The organism is Nocardioides sp. N13(2025), from assembly GCF_051912545.1.
Classification (GTDB): domain Bacteria; phylum Actinomycetota; class Actinomycetes; order Propionibacteriales; family Nocardioidaceae; genus Nocardioides.
The window spans coordinates 3,732,070-3,750,560 of record NZ_CP196809.1 but is presented as its reverse complement, the minus strand read 5'-3'; the positions used below and the strand labels follow the sequence as shown (position 1 = coordinate 3,750,560).

Sequence of the window (18,491 nt, the reverse complement as noted above, 5' to 3'; positions counted from 1 at the left end):
CGCAGCCGGTGGGGAGGTCGGTCCGATGTCTGAGCAGAACGGTGAGGTCGACTACGCGCTCGCCGCCTACCTCGAGGACGGCACCTGGCACCTCCAGGACATCGCGCCGCCGGCCTTCGACTCGATCGAGTCGCTGAGCCACGCCCTGCGCCACGTCTCCGGTGAGGCGGGCGCCGTCGGGATCGTCGCGGTCGACGAGGACTTCTTCGTCCTGGTCCGCGTGGACGGGTCGACGACCCGCGTGCTGCTCTCCGACGTGACCGCTGCCGACGAGTGGGAGCTGGCCCAGTCGGCCATCGAGTTCCTCGGCCTGCCGGCCCCGGAGGACGACGACGTGGAGGTGCCCGCCGGCGACCTCGACCTGCTCGGCGACCTGGGCCTGCACGCGATCGACATGGGTGCGCTGCTCGACGACGTCGAGCTCTACCCTGACGAGATGCTCTCCGAGATCGCGCGCCGGCTGGGCTTCGGCAAGCTCTTCGACGACGCCGTGGGCCTCACCTCAGCATGACGTGGGAGACCCCGATGCGCCTGGCCCTCGCCGAGGCGCAGGCCGCGCTGGCCGGTGACGACGTGCCCGTCGGCGCCGTCGTCCTCGACGAGACCGGCGCCGTCATCGGCACGGGGCGCAACACCCGCGAGTCCGACGGCGACCCGACGGGCCACGCGGAGGTGGTGGCCCTGCGCGCCGCCGCAAAGGTCCGCGGCGAGTGGCGGCTCACCGGCTGCACGCTCGTGGTGACGCTCGAGCCCTGCACCATGTGTGCCGGGGCGCTCGTCCTCGCGCGGGTCGACCGCCTCGTCTTCGGGGCGTACGACGACAAGCTGGGCGCCGTGGGCTCGCTGTGGGACGTGGTCCGCGACCGTCGGCTCAACCACCGCCCCGAGGTCGTGGCCGGCGTGCTGGCGGCGGAGTCCACCGCCCTGCTCGAGGAGTTCTTCGCCCACCACCGCTCGCCGGAGGTCGGGTGAGCGACGTCCGCCGCGCCACGCCGGCCGATGCCGAGGTGCTCGGCCGGCTGCTGTGGGACTTCAACACGGAGTTCGAGACCGAGACCGACGACGCGGAGGTCCTCGCGGCCCGCTTCGCCCGGCTGCTGGGCCTGCCCGAGATCGTCGCGGTCCTCGCGGAGGACGACACCGGTGATCGGCGGAGCCCGGCGGGGTTCGCCCTGGTGAGCCTGCGCCCGGCCATCTGGTTCGACGGCCCGGTCTCCCAGCTCGAGGAGCTCTACGTCGTACCCCGCCTCCGGTCGCAGGGCATCGGCACCCAGGTCCTCGACCTCTCGCGCCGCCTCGTGCGCGAGCTCGGCTCGCCGGAGATGCACATCAACGTCGACGAGGTCGACGCCGACACCCGGCGGTTCTACGAGCGGCACGGCTTCGTCAACATCGAGTCCGGCGTCGACTACCGGATGCTCTGCTACGTCGGCCCGACCGACTGATCCTCGGCGTACTCCGAGTCGGTCATCAGCCGCGAGCGGATCAAGAAACGCACGCCCTCCGGCGCCTCGAGCGAGAAGCCGGCGCCGCGGCCCGGCACGACGTCGATGGTGAGGTGGGTGTGCCTCCAGTACGCGAACTGCGCGGCCGACATCCACACCGGGACCGGTCGCTCCAGGCCGACGTCGATGTCGCCGAGGTGCACGTCGGACCCGCCGAGGCGGAACTCGCCGTCGGGGAAGCACATCGGGGCCGACCCGTCGCAGCAGCCGCCGGACTGGTGGAACATCACCGGGCCGTGGAGCCCGGTGAGGCGGCGGACCAGGTCCGCCGCCCCACCGGAGACAGAGACTCGGGACATCAGAAGAAGCCGAGCTTGTCCGGGCTGTAGGAGACGAGCAGGTTCTTGGTCTGCTGGTAGTGGTCGAGCATCATCTTGTGGTTCTCGCGGCCGATGCCAGACTGCTTGTAGCCGCCGAAGGCCGCGTGTGCGGGGTAGGCGTGGTAGCAGTTGGTCCAGACGCGACCCGCCTCGATCGCCTTGCCGGCGCGGAACATGCGCGATCCGTCACGCGTCCAGAGCCCCGCGCCGAGGCCGTACAGGGTGTCGTTGGCGATCTTCAGCGCGTCGGCCTCGTCGTCGAAGCTGGTCAGCGAGACGACCGGGCCGAAGATCTCCTCCTGGAAGATCCGCATCGAGTTGTCACCCTCGAAGACTGTCGGCTGCACGTAGTAGCCCTCCGCGAGGTCGCCCTCGAGCACGTTGCGCTCGCCACCGGTGAGCACCTTCGCGCCCTCGGCCTTCCCGATCTCGAGGTAGGACAGGATCTTCTCCAGCTGGTCGTTGGAGGCCTGGGCGCCCATCATCGTGGCGACGTCGAGCGGGTTGCCCTGCGTGATCGCCTCCACCCGCGCGATCGCGTCGGGGACGAAGTCGCTGTAGATCGAGCGCTGCACGAGCGCCCGCGACGGGCACGTGCAGACCTCGCCCTGGTTGAGCGCGAACATCGTGAAGCCCTCGAGAGCCTTGTCGTAGAAGGCGTCCTTCTCGGCCGCGACGTCGTCGAAGAAGATGTTGGGGCTCTTGCCACCGAGCTCCAGCGTCACCGGGATGATGTTCTCGCTGGCGTACTGCATGATCAGCCGACCGGTCGTGGTCTCGCCGGTGAAGGCGATCTTGCGGATCCGGCGGTTGCTGGCCAGCGGCTTGCCGGCCTCGACGCCGAAGCCGTTGACGACGTTGAGCACGCCCGCGGGCAGCAGGTCGCCGATCAGCTCGACGAGCTTGAGGATCGACCACGGCGTCTGCTCGGCCGGCTTGAGCACGACGGCGTTGCCGGCGGCCAGCGCCGGGGCGAGCTTCCACACCGCCATCAGGATCGGGAAGTTCCACGGGATGATCTGGCCGACGACCCCGAGCGGCTCGTGGAAGTGGTAGGCGATCGTGTGCTCGTCGATCTCCGAGATGCCGCCCTCCTGCCCACGTAGCGCGCCCGCGAAGTAGCGGAAGTGGTCGATTGCCAGCGGCATGTCGGCGTTCAGCGTCTCGCGCACGGCCTTGCCGTTGTCCCAGGTCTCGATGACCGCGAGGTCCTCGAGGTGCTGCTCCATGCGGTCGGCGATCTTGAGCAGGATGTTGGACCGCTCGGTGGTGGACGTACGCCCCCACGCGTCGGCGGCGTTCCAGGCCGCGTCGATCGCCGCCTCGATGTCCTCGGCCGTGCCACGGCCGACCTCGGTGAAGGGCCTGCCGTTGACGGGCGAGATGTCCTCGAACCAGACGCCCTTGATCGGGTCGACCCACTCGCCGCCGATGTAGTGGCCGTAGCGGTTCTTGACCTCGATGGTCGAGTCCGCGGATCCGGGCTGTGCGTAGACGGTCATGGCGTGCTCCCAGCGTGAAGTGAAGTGATGAGCGTCACGCTAGGAACGGCCACGTTGCATCGACGTTGCAGGAGTCAGGCCAGCTCGCGGTCCAGCCGCGCGATCTGTCCCTCCACCAGGGCACGCATCGGCGAGGCCGGCGCGATGACGTCGCGCTGGGCCAGCCACACCTCGTAGTCGTCGGCACCCCAGGCGGTGCGGGCCCAGGCCGACATCAGGTCCGCCTCGCGGCTGGCCAGCAGCGCGGCGCGCAGCGAGTGGTGCAGCCGCTCGCGCAGGCGTACGACGCCGGGCGCCGTCGAGCGCGGCAGGACCGGACCGCGGTAGCCCCGCAGCGCCGCGCGCAGGTCGCCCGCCGCGAGCTGCGCCTCGACGGCCAGCCAGTCGCCGGCGATCGTGGTGGCCAGGCGGTAGGGGCGCGAGAGCAGCAGCTCGTCGCCGAGCAGGTGCCGCAGCCGGTTGAGCTCGGCGCGAAGCGTGGAGGAGGCACCGTCGTCCTCGTAGAGCAGGACGGCGAGCTCGTCACCCGACAGGCCGTGCGAGGCCGTGCCGAGCAGCAGCACGATCTCGCTGTGGCGTGGCGTGAGCCGGATCGGCGTACCCCTCCGGCCAGGTGTGGAGACGGACACCAGCGCCTCGTGCCGGCCGAGCAGCTCGATCCCGACCTGGAGGCCCGCTGCGCCGGCGAGCTGCTGCGGACCGCCGCTCAGCAGCTCGCGCGCCAGCTCGGCCTCCGCCATTCGCGCCGCGGCCCGGACCATGGCAGTCGTCTGCGGGACCGCGATGTCGTCGCCGCCGGTCACGTCCAGGACGCCGAGCAGGGTGGAGGACGCCGGGTCCAGGATCGGGGTGGCCGCGCAGCTCCACTGCTGCACCGAGCGGCGGAAGTGCTCGGAGCCGCGCACCAGCACGGACTGACCGAGCCTGAGCGCCATGCCGGGAGCGTTGGTGCCAGCCATCCGCTCGTCCCAGTTGGAGCCCTCGACGAAGCCGATCCGCTCCGCCTTGCGCAGCATCGACGGCGTGCCGCACACCCACAGCAGCTGTCCGGACGCGTCGCTCACGGCCATGATCGCCCCGCACTCGCGGGCGGCCTGGCCGAGCACGTCGTCCAGCAGCGGGAAGACCCGGGCCAGCGGGTGGGCCTCGCGGTGGTCGCGCAGGTCGCTCGCCTCGAGGGTGATCGGCGCCTGCGCCGTCTCGGCGTCGACCCCCGCGGCCGCGGACAGGTGCCAGGAATCGGCCACCTGCGCGCGCATGCTCTCGGTGGTGAGTGTCGTCACGCGCGTAGGGGACCACGCGTCTCGTTGGCCAAGGGTTGGTCAGGAGCCTGTCACGCCTGAACGCGATCAACAACACCTGGCTCCGGATCTCGATGAACGCCAGCACCGGCAACGGCGGGCCTGCTACGGCGACTCCGGCGGCCCGAACTTCCTCGGGACCACCGACATCGTCGCGGCGACCACGATCACCGGTGACGCCGTGTGCCGCTCGACCAACGTGGTCTACCGCCTCGACACTGCGTCCGCGCGGGCGTTCCTGGCGGACTTCGTCACCCTGCCGTGAGGTGAGGCGGGCTCATCCCGTCGACACCATCTCCTCCACGCCCTCGACGAGGCACTCCTCGAGCCCGGGGAGGTCGGCCACGGCGCTCGCGTCGATGTTGACGCCGATGCAGGCGGTGTCGCCGCACGTGGTGAGGACGACGGTGAGCGCGGCGCCCGGCAGCGGCCCGAGGACGTACATCCCCTGCACCTCCGCGCCGGCCATGTAGCGCTTGCGCGGCGGGCCGGGGAGCGTGAGCACGGAGGCGTCGGGCGCGGCGGCGGCGCGCAGCGCGGAGGCACCCACGAAGGACGGCATCCGGTTCATCACCGGAGCGGCGGCGTCGAGCACCTCGAGCGCACGCTCGGTGTGCAGCGACAGCACCTCGCCGCGCACGGCCGCGACGCGGTCGACCGGGTCCTCGATCGCGAGCGGTCCGGAGATGAGCGCGCCGGCGAAGCGGTTGCCGAGGTCGTCGGCGCGGTCGAGCGAGACGCGTACGCCGACCGGGATCTCGCGCAGGTCGCTGCCGCGTCGCGCGTGGTAGCGGCGCAGCCCGCCGAGCACCAGCGCGACCGCGGCGTCGTCGAGGGTGCCGCCGCCCTGCCGGGCGATCGTGCGCAGCGGCTCGAGCGGCGCGTCGAGGGTGAGGAAGGTCCATCGCCTGCCGGTGCGTGGCGACAGCTCCGGCGAGGGGTGCGCCGCCCGGGTCAGGAGGCGGCGGACCGAGGCGCCGTAGCGCAGGGTCGAGGAGACCACCGCCTGCGGCCGCGTCGCGGCGTGGCCGAGGGTGCGCGCGGCGGAGAGCGCCACCTCGGGCAGTGTCGCGACGTCGGTGCGCACCCCGGTGACCGCGAGCTCGACCGGGTCCGGGGTGGTGGTGGCCGCCGTCTCGTCGCCCACCGGCTTGCGGGCGGTGTGCGCTCGCTTGCCCGACTGGAGCATGGACAGCAGCTGCACCGTGCCGAGCGGGTCGGCCAGCGCGTGGTGGATCTTGAGGACGTAGGCCGCCCCCGCTCCCTCCACCTCGAAGAGCACTCCCTCCCACAGCGGCCGCGAGCGGTCGAAGGGGTGCAGCGCCAGCTGTGCGGCCCGGGCGAGCATCTCCTCCCGGCTCGCGACCTGCTCGCGACGCAGGTGGTAGTCGAGGTCGAAGGTGGGATCGTCGGCCCACGTGGGTGCGGCGGTCGGGACCACCGGCTCGACGACGCGCTGGCGCAGGCGGCGTACGAGCCCGGTGCCCCACTCGGTCGCGGCGACGAATCGCTTCCAGTCCGGCGCCCGGTCGAGGTCGATGACCACGGTCGACGTGGACGACTGGACGGGGTGCCGCTCCGCGCGCCACAGCAGCGTCTGCATTGAGGTCAATTCAGCTGAGCTCGACCATGCCGCCGCGCCGCCCCAGCGCTCGAAGTCGTCATTCATGCGGGCCACCTCGCCAGGGTCTGCTCGAACTTGGTGTGCAGCGCGGCGATCCGCTCGCTCATGTCGTCGGTGCTCCAGTCGGTCTCCGGCTCGAGCACGCAGACGTCGACGACGCCGGGGTTGAGCACCAGGGAGTTGCGCCGCATCAGCTCGCCGGTGTTGCGCAGCACCACGGGTACGACGGGCACGCCGGCCTGTGCGGCGAGGTGGAAGGCGCCCTTGCGGAACGGCCCGAGCACCGGCGTCGCGGACCGCGTGCCCTCCGGGAAGATCATCAGCGAGGTGCCGCTGCGGATCCGCTCGACGACGCCGTCGAGGGTGGCGCGGGCGGACTCGGAGTCGGAGCGGTCGATCCAGGCGGGGTCGATGACGACCGACCCCACGACGGCGCGCGGGTCCCAGCGCGCCTCCTTCTTCGCCACGATGGTGAAGTCGCGCTCCAGCAGGTTGCCCAGGACCGGGATGTCGAGCGAGCTCTGGTGGTTGGCGACGAAGATCGCCGGCCGGTGCGTCCAGAGGCGCTCGCGGTGGAGCACGTCCATCGAGACGCCGGCCAGGGCCATCGGCACCGAGGTGGCGAGCTTGACGGCGGTGTTGCGGCCCTCGCGGAGGTTGCCGCGCGCGACGCCGTAGGCCATCCCCGCCGCGACGCCGGCGTTCATCCCCGCCAGGGCGGCCACCGTGCGCCCGGCCGCGAGGAGCGAGCCCCCGACCGGGTCGGAGAGGTCCAGGACCGGCCAGTCCAGGCGAGCGGCAGCCGCGCGGAGGTCGCGGTGCGGGTTGAGGGCGGTGGGGTGTCCGACGGAGGAGAGGAAGGCGACGTCCTCGTAGCCGTTGCCGTAGGCGTAGGACTCCGCCAGGTCGACCGCGTGCTCGCGGGCGAACGCGCGTACGCCGCCGGCCTTGTGCCGGCCCCACAGCATCGGGCCATCGGTGGCGCCGGTGAACTGCCCGTCCTCGACCACGAGCTGGGTGCAGACCAGGTGCTCGACGCCGAGGTCCCTGGCGACCGGCGCGATCTGGTACTTCGTGGCCGCCGAGGCGACCGCGACCGTGTGCCCGGCACGCTGGTGGGCCTGCACGAGCGCGCGCGACTCGCGCCGGATGGTGCCCGCGATCTTGGAGCGGAAGAGCCGCTCGCCGAGGTCGGCGAAGGCCTCCTCTGACTCACCGCGCATCGCGGAGAAGGCGACGTGGGCGATGCGGGTCGGGTCGCCGCCCAGCTCGCCGTCGACCGCGGTCACGACCGTGCGGAGGAACTCGGCTGGCGACACGTCACGCCCCTTGAGCCGGTCGCCGTAGAAGGTGGCGGCGGTGTAGCCCGCGACCAGGGTGCCGTCGAGGTCGAAGAACGCGCCGACCGACGGGCCATGCGGGCCGGCCTCGATGGCGGCGATCGCGTCCTGGACCGCTGTCGAGAGCCCGCTCACCTGCTCTCCTGCGACGGCGACTCCGGCTGCGATTCCGGCTCGGGCACCACGACCTGGACCGGCTCGCCGGCGATCTCGCCGACGATGTTGACCCGGCGCACCGAGTCGCGCAGCTCGGCGGCGAACGCCTCGCGTGCCGTGCCCACGCCGTCGCCGGCCTCGAGCAGGCCCTTGTGGCGGGCCAGCGCGATCGCGGTGCGGAAGAGCTCGAGCGAGATCGACTCCGCGCTCGCGACGCGGCGCTGCAGCGCCCACTGCCGGCCGACGGCCAGCGCGTCGGCGAGCAGGGCGTCCTCCTCCACGGCGCTGTCGCCGTGGTCGGCGAGGCGGTCGGCCACCACGAGGTAAGCGTCGAGGAAGGGGCGCAGGACGAGGTGCGAGAGGTGCGGTCGCGCGCTCACCAGCAGCTCGCGGGCGCGACCGGGTGTCAGGTCGGTGACCCCCTCACCGACCAGGAGGCGCAGCTCGGTGCGCAGGTCGTCCTCGAAGCCGGCGCGACCCGGGAAGAAGAACTCGAACTTGAGGAGGTCGCGCATCCGCTTCGCCTCCTCCCAACCCACCTGCAGCGCACCGCCCGGCGGCAGCTCGGCGTCGGGCTCGAGCTCGCTGACGGTCAGCAGCGCGAGCTCGCCGATCGCGCGCTCGACGAGGATGTGGATGACCGTGTTGCGGTAGAACGCGGCGACCAGGTGCTGGTCGTCCCCGATCTTCCAGACCGGCTCGGTGCCCCCGTCGTACGCCGTGAGCACGCCGCTGCGGGCCAGCTCGGCGAGCGCGCGACGGATGGTCGAGCGGTCCCGGAGGTCGGCGGCTCCGGCGACGGGCCACTGCCGGGCGTCGATGTAGGCGGCCAGCGGCTCGACGGTCTCGAGCACCTCGTCGACGGTCAGCGCCCGGTCGGCGCCGAGCAGGGCGAGGGAGACGATCGCGGTCACCGTCACCGGGGTGGCGCGGTTGAGCCGGTGGGAGATGTCGAGCGCGACCCGCTCGACCGCCTGGTGCCCGGTCACCCCCTCCGCGGCGAGTGCCTCCATCCGCTCGCGGAGCGAGAAGGGCTCGCCGACGGTGAGGTAGGCCCGGCCCAGCCGGTTGCGCTGGAGGCGGGCGAAGCGCACCAGCCAGCGCCAGTCCTCGGGCGTCTTGCTGGCCCCCCGGGCCTCCTGGGTCATCAGCGAGACCTCGTGGAGCTGGTCGTAGACGACCGAGACCGGGACGACCTGCACGTCGGGCGCCTCGTCGTCCTCGTCATGGCGCTCCACCGCGTCGGTGAGGTACTTGAGGATGCCGTGCACGGGCGGGCGCAGCTTTCCGGTGCGCGTGCGGCCGCCCTCGATCGACCAGGCCAGGTTTCGCTTGTTGGTGACCATCTGGCGGATGTAGGAGCGCAGCGCGAGCCGGTAGACGGGGATCTCCTGCGTCGCCCTGCGGATGAAGATGAGCCCGGTGCGGCTCGCGAAGGACCCGATCACCGGCAGGTTGAGGTTGGCCCCGCCGAACGTGTAGGTCGGCGAGAAGCGCCGCGCCATCAGGACGTTGGGGATGACCATGCCGTCGAGGTACGAGCGGTGGCTGAACGCGAGCGCGAGGCTGTGCGAGCGGTCGAGCCGCTTGAGCGCCTGCATGTCGTCCTCGTCGACGAGCACGTCGTAGGCCCGGAGGAACCACTCGCCCAACCGCGCCCAGCCCTGCGAGGCACGGTCGTCGTGCGCGGCGGCCATCTCGTGGAGGTAGCCCTTGACCTCCTCCCAGACCTCCTCCTCCGGCCGGCCCTGCTCGTCGGCCGCCTCGGCGACGGCGCGCTGGAAGCGCTTGTCGTGCAGCAGCTCGGTGACCTCCTGCGGCGGCGCGGCCGGCAGCCGGTCCCCCACCCTCCTGGGCAGTGCGGATCTCGCGAGGTCACGGGCGCGTCGGACGGCTGGCACGAGTCAGCACCGCTCCTTTCCCGCTCGCGCGGGGCGCGAGCACAGGTGTGCGCCGAAGTTACCGGTCAGGCGCTCCTGCTGGCCACGGCGCAGGCCCAGTTCGTGGACGAGACGCCGTTTTTCGACTCGCGCTCACCCTCCGGTAAGGTTCGCGCCGGTGGCGTGTCCGAGCGGCCGAAGGTGCATCACTCGAAATGATGTGTGGGGTCAAACCCACCGTGGGTTCAAATCCCACCGCCACCGCCAGCCGATCGGGCCGGTCCGCACTGCGGACCGGCCCGATCGTCGTCCTGCTGCCGGTCTCAGGCCGGGTCGGTGACGTCCGCTACCTGGGCGTCGAAGTGGCGTACGACGTCGTCGGCCGACAGGGTCGCGGCGACGCCGTGGGCACCGGCCCCGATCGAGATCGTCCGACCGGCCATGCGCTCGTCGGCGATCACCGGCAGGGCGACGGCCGAGCCGAAGGGCGTGATCGTGCCTCGCTCGTAGCCGGTCACCGCGCGGGCGGCGTCGGCGTCCGGCATGGAGATCCGGTTGACGCCGAGGAGTGCGCGCAGCTTGGGCCACGAGATCTCGCGGTCCCCGGGAACGAGCACGAAGAGGTGGTCGCCCTCGCCGCGGCGCACGACCATCGTCTTCACGACCGCCGACGGCTCCACCCCTCGTACGGCCGCGGCCTCGGCGAGCGAGCCGACCCGACCGTGCCGGGTGACATCGTGCTCGATGCCCGAGGCGGCCAGCGCACGGAGCGCGGGGGTGTCGTCGTCCACGTCGACGAGCGTACGGCGACAGCGTGCGGCCGGCATCCGACAGTCCCTTCGCTGCGCTTCTCGACCGTTGCAACGGGCAGGAACCACGCCGATCACCGGGTACCCGGTGATCGCACCAGCTCCGGGATGCGGGGGTTATTTGCACTGAGTGCAACACTGGTCGAGTGACCGAGACACCACGGCCGGACGGCCGGAGCACGCTGCGCGAGCAGCGGCGGGCCGCCATTGTCGACGCGGCCCGCACCCTGACCACCCAGCACGGGGCCGCCGGCTTCACCGTCGACCGGGTGGCCACGCTGGCCGGCGTCTCACGGCGCACCGTCTTCAACCACTTCGCCGGGCTCGACCAGCTCCTGGTCGCCGTGTGCGAGCAGATCCTCGACGAGGTCACCAACGCCCTCGTCGAGGGGGTCGAGCGACGCACCGCCGACCTGCCCGCCGGGGACGACGGCAGCCGGGCCGCGCTCGACGCCGTCGGTGAGGCGACCCGCGAGGTCGACCTGCCCACCGCGATCGCGACCATCCACCACGCGCTGGGCGCGCCGACCGACCCCGACGAGCGGACCGACGCCATCTCGCGCACCGCGCTCGAGCACGTCGTCGGCCGGCTGCGCGAGCGGCTGCTGTCGCAGGCGCGCAGCCTCGACCCGCTCGACCTCGAGCTCAGCCTCGCCCTGCTCACCAGCGGCCTCGCGACCCTCGCCCGGCACTGGCTCGAGCAGCACCCCGAGCTCACCCCCGACGTGACGCCCGACGCCCGCGCCGACTGGGGCCGGCTCCTCGACCGGCTCCTGCACCGGCTCCGCGTCGGCCACGCCGGCTGAGCACCCCACGACCCCGAACACGAAAGGCCCGTCACCCGACATGGCTGAGCTCCTCTTCCGCATCGGTCGCTTCGCGGCCCGCCGCCACTGGACCGTCATCGGCGCCTGGCTCGCGGTCCTGGCCGTCTCGGCGGTGACGTACGTGTCGTTCGCCGGCGCGCTGTCCTCGTCGATCACGCTCCCCGACACCCCCACCACCCGGGTCTCCCAGCAGCTGGAGGAGGACTTCGAGGGCACCGGCGGCGGCAACGGCGCGATCGTGGTCGAGACGACGGACGGACAGGCGCTCACCTCCGCCCAGCGCAGCGAGGTCACCGCACTCCTCGACCGGGTCGCCGAGGTCGAGGACGTCAGCCACGTGACCGACCCGTTCGCCACCCAGGAGCGGCTCGACGCCTCGGCGAGGAAGGTCGCCGACGGCCAGCGGCAGCTCGAGGACGGCTTGCGGAAGCTCCGGGACGCGCAGGCACAGATCGACTTCGGTCGCGATGCCGTGGCCCAGCAGCGTGCGCAGGCGCGCAAGGCCGGGACGCTCGCCGCCGTGCGCGACCAGCTCGACGCTGCCGTACAGCAGCTGGACGAGGGGCAGACCGAGCTGGACCAACAGCAGGCGAAGGTCGACGAGCAGGCGCCGCAGCTCGAGCACGGCGCGACGCTGTCCGACCTGTCCTCGGGCTATCGCGCGGTCTCCGAGGACGGCTCCGCCGCCGTGGCCAACGTCGTCTTCACGGTGGCGATCAACGAGGTCGACGCCCAGGTGAAGACCGAGATCGAGGAGCTGGTCGCCGGCGCCGACATCGACGGCGTGGAGGCCTACCCCTCGCAGGACATCGCCCAGACCGTCCCGTCCGTGCTCGGCCCGGGCGAGATCGCCGGCGTCGTCATCGCCGCGATCGTGCTCACCGTCATGCTCGGCACCCTGATCGGCGCCGCGCTCCCGCTCCTGACCGCCCTGCTGGGCGTGGGCGTCGCGTCGCTCGCGTCACTGTCCTTCTCCGGACTGGTCGACTTCGTGTCCGTCACCCCGGTGCTCGGCGTCATGCTCGGCCTCGCCGTCGGCATCGACTACTCGCTCTTCATCATCAACCGCCACCGCCGCCAGCTGAATCAGGGCGCCGACCTCCACGAGTCGATCGGACTGGCCAACGGCACCTCCGGCAACGCCGTCGTCTTCGCCGGCGTGACCGTCATCGTCGCGCTGCTCGCGCTCAACGTCACCGGAGTCGGCTTCCTCGGCCTGATGGGCACCGTCGGCGCCGTCGCGGTCCTGGTCGCGATCCTGATGGCCGTCACCCTCACGCCTGCGGTGCTCTCGCTCGTCGGCATGCGGATCCTGCGCCGGCGCGAGCGCGCGGCCCTCGCCGCCGGTGCCGTCGCCGACGACGACGCCGCGATCACCGACCGCGACCGCCCGATGCGCAGCTCCCGCGCGTGGACCGCCCTCGGACTGGGCGTCGTCGCCCTGCTCGTGGTGGCCGCGCCGGCGACCCAGATGCGCCTCGGCCTGCCCGACGGCTCGACCCAGCCGCCGGAGTCCGCCGCCTTCAAGGCGTACGACGTCCAGGCGGAGAAGCTCGGCGACGGTTCCAACGGCCCGCTGCTGGTCGTCGCCGACCTGCCCGGGGCGGTCGCCCAGGATGACGTCGTCGCCGAGCAGGCCGCCATCGGCGAGCAGCTCGGCCGGGTCTGGAACGTCGAGGCGGTCGTGCCGATCGGCGCCTCGCGAGACCGATCCGCCCTCGCCTTCCAGGTCGTCCCGAAGGGATCGCCGTCGAGCGAGTCCACCGCCGAGCTGGTCCAGAACCTCCGGACGCTGACCCCGCAGACGGCCTCCGGCGGCGAGGCGACCCTCGGCGTGGCCGGCAACGCCAGCGCCGGGATCGACATCTCCGACAAGCTCGCCGACGTGCTCCCGCTCTACCTCGTGCTCGTCGTCGGGCTCTCGCTGCTCATCCTGGTCGTGGTCTTCCGCTCGATCCTGGTGCCGCTGACGGCGACGCTCGGCTTCGTGCTGTCGCTGCTCGCGGCCTTCGGCGGGATCACCGCGATCTTCCAGATCGGCTTCCTCGCCGACCTCTTCGGCGTCCACGCTCCCGGGCCGGTCCTGAGCTTCCTGCCGATCATCGCGACCGGGATCCTGTTCGGCCTGGCGATGGACTACCAGCTGTTCCTCGTCTCGGGGATGCGGGAGTCGTACGCCCACGGCGCCCCGGCGCGGGTCGCGGTGCAGCACGGCCTGCACGCCGGGCGGGCCGTGGTGACGGCCGCCGCGATCATCATGATCTCGGTCTTCGCGGGCTTCGTGTTCTCCCACGACGCCACGATCAAGCCGATCGGCTTCGGGCTCGCCTTCGGCGTGCTGCTCGACGCGTTCGTGGTGCGGATGCTGATCATCCCGGCCGCGATGCACCTGCTGGGCGAGAAGGCCTGGTGGCTGCCGCGCTGGCTCGACCGGATCCTGCCCGACGTCGACGTCGAGGGCGCCCGCCTCGAACGGAGCCACCCGGTGCACCACGCACCGCCTGCGAAGATGGTGCCGTGAGCGAATCCCGTCCCGTACGCACCTGGCTGACCGACATGGACGGAGTCCTCGTGCGCGAGGAGGACCCGATCCCCGGGGCGAAGGAGTTCATCGCTGCCCTCCGCGAGACCGCGACCCCGTTCCTGGTCCTGACCAACAACTCGATCTTCACCCCGCGCGACCTGCGGGTGCGCCTGCTCCGCAGCAGCGGGATCGACGTGCCCGAGGAGTCGATCTGGACGTCGGCGCTCGCGACCGCCCAGTTCCTCGACGACCAGCGCCCGGGCGGGTCGGCGTACGTCGTGGGCGAGACCGGGCTCACCGCCGCGATCCACGACATCGGCTACGTGATGACCGACCACAAGCCTGACTACGTCGTGCTCGGAGAGACCCGCACCTACTCCTTCGAGGCGATCACCCGCGCGATCCGCCTCATCAACGACGGGGCGCGGTTCATCGCGACCAACCCCGACCCGAGCGGGCCGAGCACGCAGGGGATGCTGCCGGCGACGGGCTCGGTGGCCGCCCTGATCAGCACCGCGACCGGCCGGCAGCCCTACTTCATCGGCAAGCCCAACCCGCTGATGATGCGCAGCGCCCTCAACCGGCTCGAGGCCCACTCCGAGACCACGGTGATGATCGGCGACCGGATGGACACCGACATCATCAGCGGCCTCGAGGCCGGCATGCGCACGATCCTGGTGGCCACCGGCGCCACCGAGCGCCACCAGGTGCAGGACTTCCCCTACCGCCCGACCAAGGTGGTCGACTCGATCGCGGACGTGGTGCCGCTCGTCGGCCAGACGCTGCTGCCCGAGGACGCCTGAGCCGTCGTCTCAGCCCGGGAGCGCCAGTCCGAGGACGACCCCGGCGAGCGCGCACGCGCCGAGGGTGCGCAGCACCGACCAGCGTCGCCAGAACACGAGGGCGCAGCCGAGGGCGGTGATCGCCAGCGAGACCGGGTCGAGCGACGCGAGCCTGGGGTACGCCAGGTCCAGCGGCCCGGCGGTCACCCGCCCGGTCTCCTCGAAGAGGGTGTGGAGGGCGAAGAAGACCGCGAGGCTGGCGATGACGCCGACCACCGCTGCGGTGATCCCGGCCAGCGCGGCGGCGAGGTCCCGGTTGCCGCGGAGGCGCTCGACGTACGGCGCCCCGAGGAGGATGAACAGGAAGCACGGGACGAACGTCACCCAGGTCGTCAGCAGCGCGGCGACGAGCGCCGCCGCCCAGGGGTCGAGGTCGCCCGGCGCGCGGTAGGCGCCGACGAACGCGACGAACTGGACCACCATGATCAGCGGTCCCGGGGTGGTCTCGGCGAGAGCGAGGCCGCGGACCATCTCGCCGGGTGCGACCCAGCCGTAGACCTCGACGGCCTGCTGGGCGACATAGGCCAGGACGGCGTACGCCCCGCCGAAGGTGACGACGGCTGCACCGGAGAAGAACACGCCCTGGTCGACGAAGATGCTCGACCGCCCGAAGACCGCGGCGGCGACCGCGACCGGTGCGAACCACACCACCAGCCCGACCGCCAAGGTGAGCGCCGCGCGGCGACCGGACGGTCGCTCGGCGTGCAGCGCGTCGTCGCTGACGAGCGGCGGCGGACCGTCGTCCGCCATGGTCCTGGGCGGGTGGGTGAGCGTCGGGATGCGCCGCCCGAGCGCCCAGCCGAGCACGGCCGCGCCCAGCACGACCACGGGGAACGGCACGCCGAAGACGGTCAGCGCGACGAACGAGGCCACGGCCAGCACGACCAGTGCCGGGTGCCCGAGCCCCTTGCGCCCCACGCGGACCACGGCCTGCACGACGATCGCGATGACAGCCGGTGCGAGGCCGAGGAACACCGACTCGACGATCCTCGTCTCGCCGTAGGCGACGTAGACGCCCGACAGCACGAGCAGCGCCACGACCCCGGGGATGATGAAGAGGATGCCGGCGACCAGCGCCCCCTTGACGCCGTTGAGCAGCCACCCGACGTACGTCGCCAGCTGCTGGGCCTCGGGCCCGGGGAGCAGCGTGCAGTAGGACAGCGCGAAGAGGAACCGCTGCTGCCCGATCCAGCGCTTCTCCTCGACGAGCATCCGTTGCATGACGGCGATCTGCCCCGCCGGACCACCGAAGGTCTGGAGCGAGATCGCGAACCAGGCCGCGGTCGCCTGGCGGAGGGGGATGACGTCGCGCTGGGACGCGTGCGGCGCGGGCATGGGAGCACCGAACCGCTGCCGAGACCCAAAAGTCAAGTCGGCAGGTCTACAAACTCGACTACGTCAGCGGCGCCGGCTGCAGCAGGCGACCGCCGCGCCACGAGCGGCGGATCACGACGGCGGCCAGCACCGCGCCGGCGGCACCGAGCGCGAGGTCCCCCAGCGTGTCGGCGTACGCCAGCTCGCGCTCGCTCGACTTGCTGATGAAGGCGAAGAACTCCGCGAGCTCCCACGCGATCGCAGCCGTCGCCCCGAAGGCCAGGGCGCGCTCGAGGACGCGACCGAGGCCGACGTCGCGGGGCAGCGTCAGCAGGATGAACGCCGCGGCGAGCAGGCCGGTGTTCATGAAGTGCATCCAGTCGTCGAACCACACGACCGTGTCGTAGAGGTCCATCCGGTTGCCGAGGATGTCGGTGAAGCAGGTGATCGTGATGAGCAGGTCGGTCAGCCACGGGAAGGAGATCCGCTCGCGCCACAGCGTCCACCAGAGGACCGGGACCGTGAACGAGATGAGGGGGTATCCCACGGCCCGCATGCCGGCGGCCTTGTCGCGCATGTTGCCCTGGTCGGGGTAGAGGAGCGCGAGGACCAGCAGCAGGACCAGCGCGCCCTTGGCGAAGACGTTGGCGGTCCTGGCGAAGGCCGGCGTCGCGGAGCGCTCGATCACCAGCTCGGACACGTGCACCTCGTTCCCCCGGGCGCGTGCTGATCAGGCGCCTGCGCGCCTCAGTGTGTCATCTGCGAGGTCACCAGGTGGCGGAGTGGCACTCCTTGGCCGGGTTGGCCTCGACCTGCAGGGTGGCGTGCTCGATGCCGTGGCTCTCGCGCAGCGTGGCCTGGGCCGCGGTGAGGACCGCCTGCGCGTCAGCACCCACCCGGGTGACCAGGTGGGCGGTGGCGACGTTCATCCCCGAGGTCAGGGTCCACGCGTGGAGGTCGTGCACCTCCGCGACGCCCGAGACGCCCTCGAGGTCGCGCACGACGGCCGCGAGGTCGACGTCGTGCGGTGCGTGCTGGCCCAGGACGGCGAGCACCTCGCGCCCGAGAAGGACCGCGCGCACCGCGACGAGGACGCCGATCGCCACGGCGACGACGGTGTCCCACACCCCCGAGCCCGTGAGGCCGACGAGGAGACCCGCGAGCAGCACGCCGACGCTGCCGGCGGCGTCGGCCGCCACCTCGAGGTAGGCACCCTTGACGTTGATCGACTCCTGCGCGCCCCCGCGCAGCAGCACCAGGCAGACGAGGTTGACGACCAGGCCGATGGCGCCGACGACGAGCATCGGACCGGACGAGACCTCGACGCCATGCCCGGTCCGGCGGACCGCCTCCACGACGACGTAGGCCGAGACGCCGAGCATGACCAGGACCGTGAGCCCGGAGGCGAAGACCTCGGCGCGGTAGGAGCCGTAGGTGCGCCGGCCGGTGTCGTCACGCCGGGTCGCGATCTTGGTCGCGACCAGGGCGGCGCCGAGGGCCACCACGTCGGCCGCCATGTGGCCGGCGTCGGAGATCAGCGCCAGCGACCCGCTGACCAGGCCCACGACGAGCTCGATGCCGAAGAAGCACGCGACGAGCCCGAAGGCCGAGGCGAGGCGCCACCGGTGCCGCGCACCGGCGTGGCCGTGGCCGTGCCCTGCACCCATCGAGCCCTCCGTCGCCGTGCGGCCTCGCAGCCCCCGTGCGGCGATGATAGGCCTCGCCCGGCGACGCGGCACGGGCCGCGCCACCGGGCGTACGGGCTCAGGCGGGCATCTCCAGGGTCACCGGCTTGGGCGGCCCGACCCCCTCGGTGAGGGTGATCGTGAAGGTGACCTCGGCGGCCCCCTCGGGCACCGGTTTCGCGAAGGCGAGCGTCGCGGTCTGCTCCTCGTCGGCGTCGAGCGGGACGGTGCCGAGCTCCGTGCCGTCAGCCACGGCGGTGACCGTGCCGTGGCAGCCGGTGCTGCCGGTGCCGCAGGTCGCCTGCACCGACACGCGTCGCTGGCTGTCGGGCCGCAGGGCGGTGGTCGTCACGCTGAGCAGCGAGGGGAACTCCACGCCGGTGGGCGCGTTGCTGCCGTCGGGGTCGAAGCAGCCGTCGAACTCCGCGACCGGGTTGGTCACCACCCGACCGCGGGTGTCGGTCAGGGTGGCGAAGCCGACGAGCTTGCTCGGGGCCCCGGCGGTGTAGCAGCCGTTGCTGTGGACCTGGAGCTCGAGCTTGCCGTAGCCCTCGGGCGGCATCGGGTTGTCCGGGTCGGTCCAGCTGACCAGGCAGTTCCAGTTGCTGCCGGGCCCGACGTCGGGCTCGACCGCGCCGCCCTTGTCGCACATGGCGCTGGCGTGGAGCGAGGCCGGCGTCACGCCCGCGTGGCCCAACAGCTTCGACTGGGCGGTGTAGAGGTTGGCGAACGTGGTGGGCAGGGACCGCTCGAGGCGGGCCCTGGTGACGGTGCTCCCGCCCCCGGAGCCGGCGACGACCGCGCCACCGACCGCCAGTACGACGGCGAGTGCGGCGATGAGACTGATGATGAAGCGGCGCAT

18 protein-coding genes and 1 tRNA gene are annotated in these 18,491 nt (G+C 72.2%); 8 read left to right on the top strand and 11 right to left on the bottom strand.

Annotated features, from left to right (window positions below; translation table 11 throughout):
- Positions 1-25: 25 nt before the first annotated feature.
- The 3 genes from ACS3YM_RS18180 to ACS3YM_RS18170 are packed head-to-tail and all read left to right on the top strand — an operon-like array spanning position 26 to position 1,445.
- A complete protein-coding gene (locus ACS3YM_RS18180; RefSeq protein WP_439937846.1) occupies positions 26-511 on the top strand; it encodes a tRNA adenosine deaminase-associated protein in 486 nt (161 codons plus the stop codon).
- On the top strand, positions 508-972 hold the full coding sequence (locus ACS3YM_RS18175) for a nucleoside deaminase (RefSeq protein WP_439937845.1): 465 nt from the start codon (positions 508-510) through the stop codon (positions 970-972). Before ACS3YM_RS18180 ends, ACS3YM_RS18175 begins: the two co-directional genes overlap by 4 nt.
- Positions 969-1,445, top strand: coding sequence for a GNAT family N-acetyltransferase (locus tag ACS3YM_RS18170; RefSeq protein ID WP_439937844.1), 477 nt, complete (start codon positions 969-971; stop codon positions 1,443-1,445). The genes ACS3YM_RS18175 and ACS3YM_RS18170 overlap by 4 nt, the downstream gene beginning before the upstream one ends.
- Here ACS3YM_RS18170 and ACS3YM_RS18165 read toward each other — a convergent pair.
- The 3 genes from ACS3YM_RS18165 to ACS3YM_RS18155 all read right to left on the bottom strand — a co-directional run bounded on the left by ACS3YM_RS18165 (position 1,424) and on the right by ACS3YM_RS18155 (position 4,610).
- Positions 1,424-1,804 carry a DUF779 domain-containing protein gene (locus ACS3YM_RS18165; RefSeq protein WP_439937843.1) on the bottom strand — a complete coding sequence of 127 codons (381 nt, stop codon included), beginning with the start codon at positions 1,802-1,804 and terminating at the stop codon, positions 1,424-1,426. The genes ACS3YM_RS18170 and ACS3YM_RS18165 overlap by 22 nt on opposite strands.
- Entirely contained in the window at positions 1,804-3,327 is a 1,524-nt protein-coding gene (exaC, locus tag ACS3YM_RS18160; protein ID WP_439937842.1) for an acetaldehyde dehydrogenase ExaC, read from the bottom strand. The genes ACS3YM_RS18165 and exaC overlap by 1 nt, the downstream gene beginning before the upstream one ends.
- A gap of 74 nt (positions 3,328-3,401) precedes the next feature.
- A complete protein-coding gene (locus ACS3YM_RS18155; RefSeq protein WP_439937841.1) occupies positions 3,402-4,610 on the bottom strand; it encodes a GAF domain-containing protein in 1,209 nt (402 codons plus the stop codon).
- On the opposite strand from ACS3YM_RS18155, the gene ACS3YM_RS18150 reads away from it, so the two are divergent.
- Positions 4,597-4,893: a hypothetical protein gene (locus ACS3YM_RS18150; RefSeq protein ID WP_439937840.1), complete on the top strand. Its 297-nt coding sequence runs from the start codon at positions 4,597-4,599 to the stop codon at positions 4,891-4,893. The two genes, ACS3YM_RS18155 and ACS3YM_RS18150, sit on opposite strands and share 14 nt — an antisense overlap.
- Before the next feature lie 12 nt (positions 4,894-4,905).
- On the opposite strand, the gene ACS3YM_RS18145 is transcribed toward ACS3YM_RS18150, so the two are convergent.
- Genes ACS3YM_RS18145 through ACS3YM_RS18135 form a run of 3 tightly spaced genes read right to left on the bottom strand, consistent with a single transcriptional unit; the run spans position 4,906 to position 9,595 of the window.
- Complete coding sequence (locus tag ACS3YM_RS18145; protein WP_439937839.1) at positions 4,906-6,297, bottom strand: wax ester/triacylglycerol synthase domain-containing protein; 1,392 nt, start codon at positions 6,295-6,297, stop codon at positions 4,906-4,908.
- Positions 6,294-7,727, bottom strand: a complete 1,434-nt coding sequence (locus tag ACS3YM_RS18140; RefSeq protein WP_439937838.1) for an HAD-IB family hydrolase — start codon at positions 7,725-7,727, stop codon at positions 6,294-6,296. Before ACS3YM_RS18140 ends, ACS3YM_RS18145 begins: the two co-directional genes overlap by 4 nt.
- The gene (locus tag ACS3YM_RS18135; protein ID WP_439937836.1) at positions 7,724-9,595 is read right to left on the bottom strand and encodes a lysophospholipid acyltransferase; all 1,872 of its coding nucleotides are present in this window, start codon (positions 9,593-9,595) and stop codon (positions 7,724-7,726) included. Before ACS3YM_RS18135 ends, ACS3YM_RS18140 begins: the two co-directional genes overlap by 4 nt.
- 210 nt (positions 9,596-9,805) lie before the next feature.
- Between ACS3YM_RS18135 and ACS3YM_RS18130 the strand changes: the two genes are divergently transcribed.
- Positions 9,806-9,895, top strand: a tRNA-Ser gene (locus ACS3YM_RS18130).
- Between the two features lie 56 nt (positions 9,896-9,951).
- Here ACS3YM_RS18130 and ACS3YM_RS18125 read toward each other — a convergent pair.
- Entirely contained in the window at positions 9,952-10,419 is a 468-nt protein-coding gene (locus tag ACS3YM_RS18125) for an aminoacyl-tRNA deacylase (protein ID WP_439937835.1), read from the bottom strand.
- A 164-nt stretch (positions 10,420-10,583) separates the two neighbouring features.
- On the opposite strand from ACS3YM_RS18125, the gene ACS3YM_RS18120 reads away from it, so the two are divergent.
- Genes ACS3YM_RS18120 through ACS3YM_RS18110 form a run of 3 tightly spaced genes read left to right on the top strand, consistent with a single transcriptional unit; the run spans position 10,584 to position 14,591 of the window.
- Complete coding sequence (locus ACS3YM_RS18120; protein ID WP_439937834.1) at positions 10,584-11,243, top strand: TetR/AcrR family transcriptional regulator; 660 nt, start codon at positions 10,584-10,586, stop codon at positions 11,241-11,243.
- 40 nt (positions 11,244-11,283) lie between these two features.
- Positions 11,284-13,785 (top strand): MMPL family transporter, encoded by a 2,502-nt coding sequence (locus ACS3YM_RS18115; protein WP_439937833.1) that lies wholly within the window; start codon positions 11,284-11,286, stop codon positions 13,783-13,785.
- A 35-nt stretch (positions 13,786-13,820) separates the two neighbouring features.
- Positions 13,821-14,591, top strand: a complete 771-nt coding sequence (locus ACS3YM_RS18110; RefSeq protein WP_439939923.1) for an HAD-IIA family hydrolase — start codon at positions 13,821-13,823, stop codon at positions 14,589-14,591.
- Positions 14,592-14,600: 9 nt separating this feature from the next.
- On the opposite strand, the gene chrA is transcribed toward ACS3YM_RS18110, so the two are convergent.
- The 4 genes from chrA to ACS3YM_RS18090 all read right to left on the bottom strand — a co-directional run bounded on the left by chrA (position 14,601) and on the right by ACS3YM_RS18090 (position 18,491).
- Positions 14,601-15,965, bottom strand: coding sequence for a chromate efflux transporter (gene chrA, locus ACS3YM_RS18105; RefSeq protein ID WP_439937832.1), 1,365 nt, complete (start codon positions 15,963-15,965; stop codon positions 14,601-14,603).
- A 58-nt stretch (positions 15,966-16,023) separates the two neighbouring features.
- Entirely contained in the window at positions 16,024-16,644 is a 621-nt protein-coding gene (locus ACS3YM_RS18100; RefSeq protein WP_439937831.1) for a hypothetical protein, read from the bottom strand.
- Positions 16,645-16,711: 67 nt separating this feature from the next.
- Positions 16,712-17,611: a cation diffusion facilitator family transporter gene (locus ACS3YM_RS18095; RefSeq protein ID WP_439937830.1), complete on the bottom strand. Its 900-nt coding sequence runs from the start codon at positions 17,609-17,611 to the stop codon at positions 16,712-16,714.
- Positions 17,612-17,708: 97 nt separating this feature from the next.
- Complete coding sequence (locus ACS3YM_RS18090; protein WP_439937829.1) at positions 17,709-18,491, bottom strand: hypothetical protein; 783 nt, start codon at positions 18,489-18,491, stop codon at positions 17,709-17,711.

What these genes read in the sequence shown, in the direction of transcription:
- chrA (WP_439937832.1), bottom strand. Translation starts at nt 15,965, where the DNA reads ATGCCCGCGCCGCACGCGTCCCAGCGCGACGTCATCCCCCTCCGCCAG.
- ACS3YM_RS18115 (WP_439937833.1), top strand. Translation starts at nt 11,284, where the DNA reads ATGGCTGAGCTCCTCTTCCGCATCGGTCGCTTCGCGGCCCGCCGCCAC.
- ACS3YM_RS18175 (WP_439937845.1), top strand. Translation starts at nt 508, where the DNA reads ATGACGTGGGAGACCCCGATGCGCCTGGCCCTCGCCGAGGCGCAGGCC.
- ACS3YM_RS18110 (WP_439939923.1), top strand. Translation starts at nt 13,821, where the DNA reads ATGGACGGAGTCCTCGTGCGCGAGGAGGACCCGATCCCCGGGGCGAAG.
- ACS3YM_RS18145 (WP_439937839.1), bottom strand. Translation starts at nt 6,297, where the DNA reads ATGAATGACGACTTCGAGCGCTGGGGCGGCGCGGCGGCATGGTCGAGC.
- ACS3YM_RS18180 (WP_439937846.1), top strand. Translation starts at nt 26, where the DNA reads ATGTCTGAGCAGAACGGTGAGGTCGACTACGCGCTCGCCGCCTACCTC.
- ACS3YM_RS18090 (WP_439937829.1), bottom strand. Translation starts at nt 18,491, where the DNA reads ATGCGCCGCTTCATCATCAGTCTCATCGCCGCACTCGCCGTCGTACTG.
- ACS3YM_RS18165 (WP_439937843.1), bottom strand. Translation starts at nt 1,804, where the DNA reads ATGTCCCGAGTCTCTGTCTCCGGTGGGGCGGCGGACCTGGTCCGCCGC.
- exaC (WP_439937842.1), bottom strand. Translation starts at nt 3,327, where the DNA reads ATGACCGTCTACGCACAGCCCGGATCCGCGGACTCGACCATCGAGGTC.
- ACS3YM_RS18095 (WP_439937830.1), bottom strand. Translation starts at nt 17,611, where the DNA reads ATGGGTGCAGGGCACGGCCACGGCCACGCCGGTGCGCGGCACCGGTGG.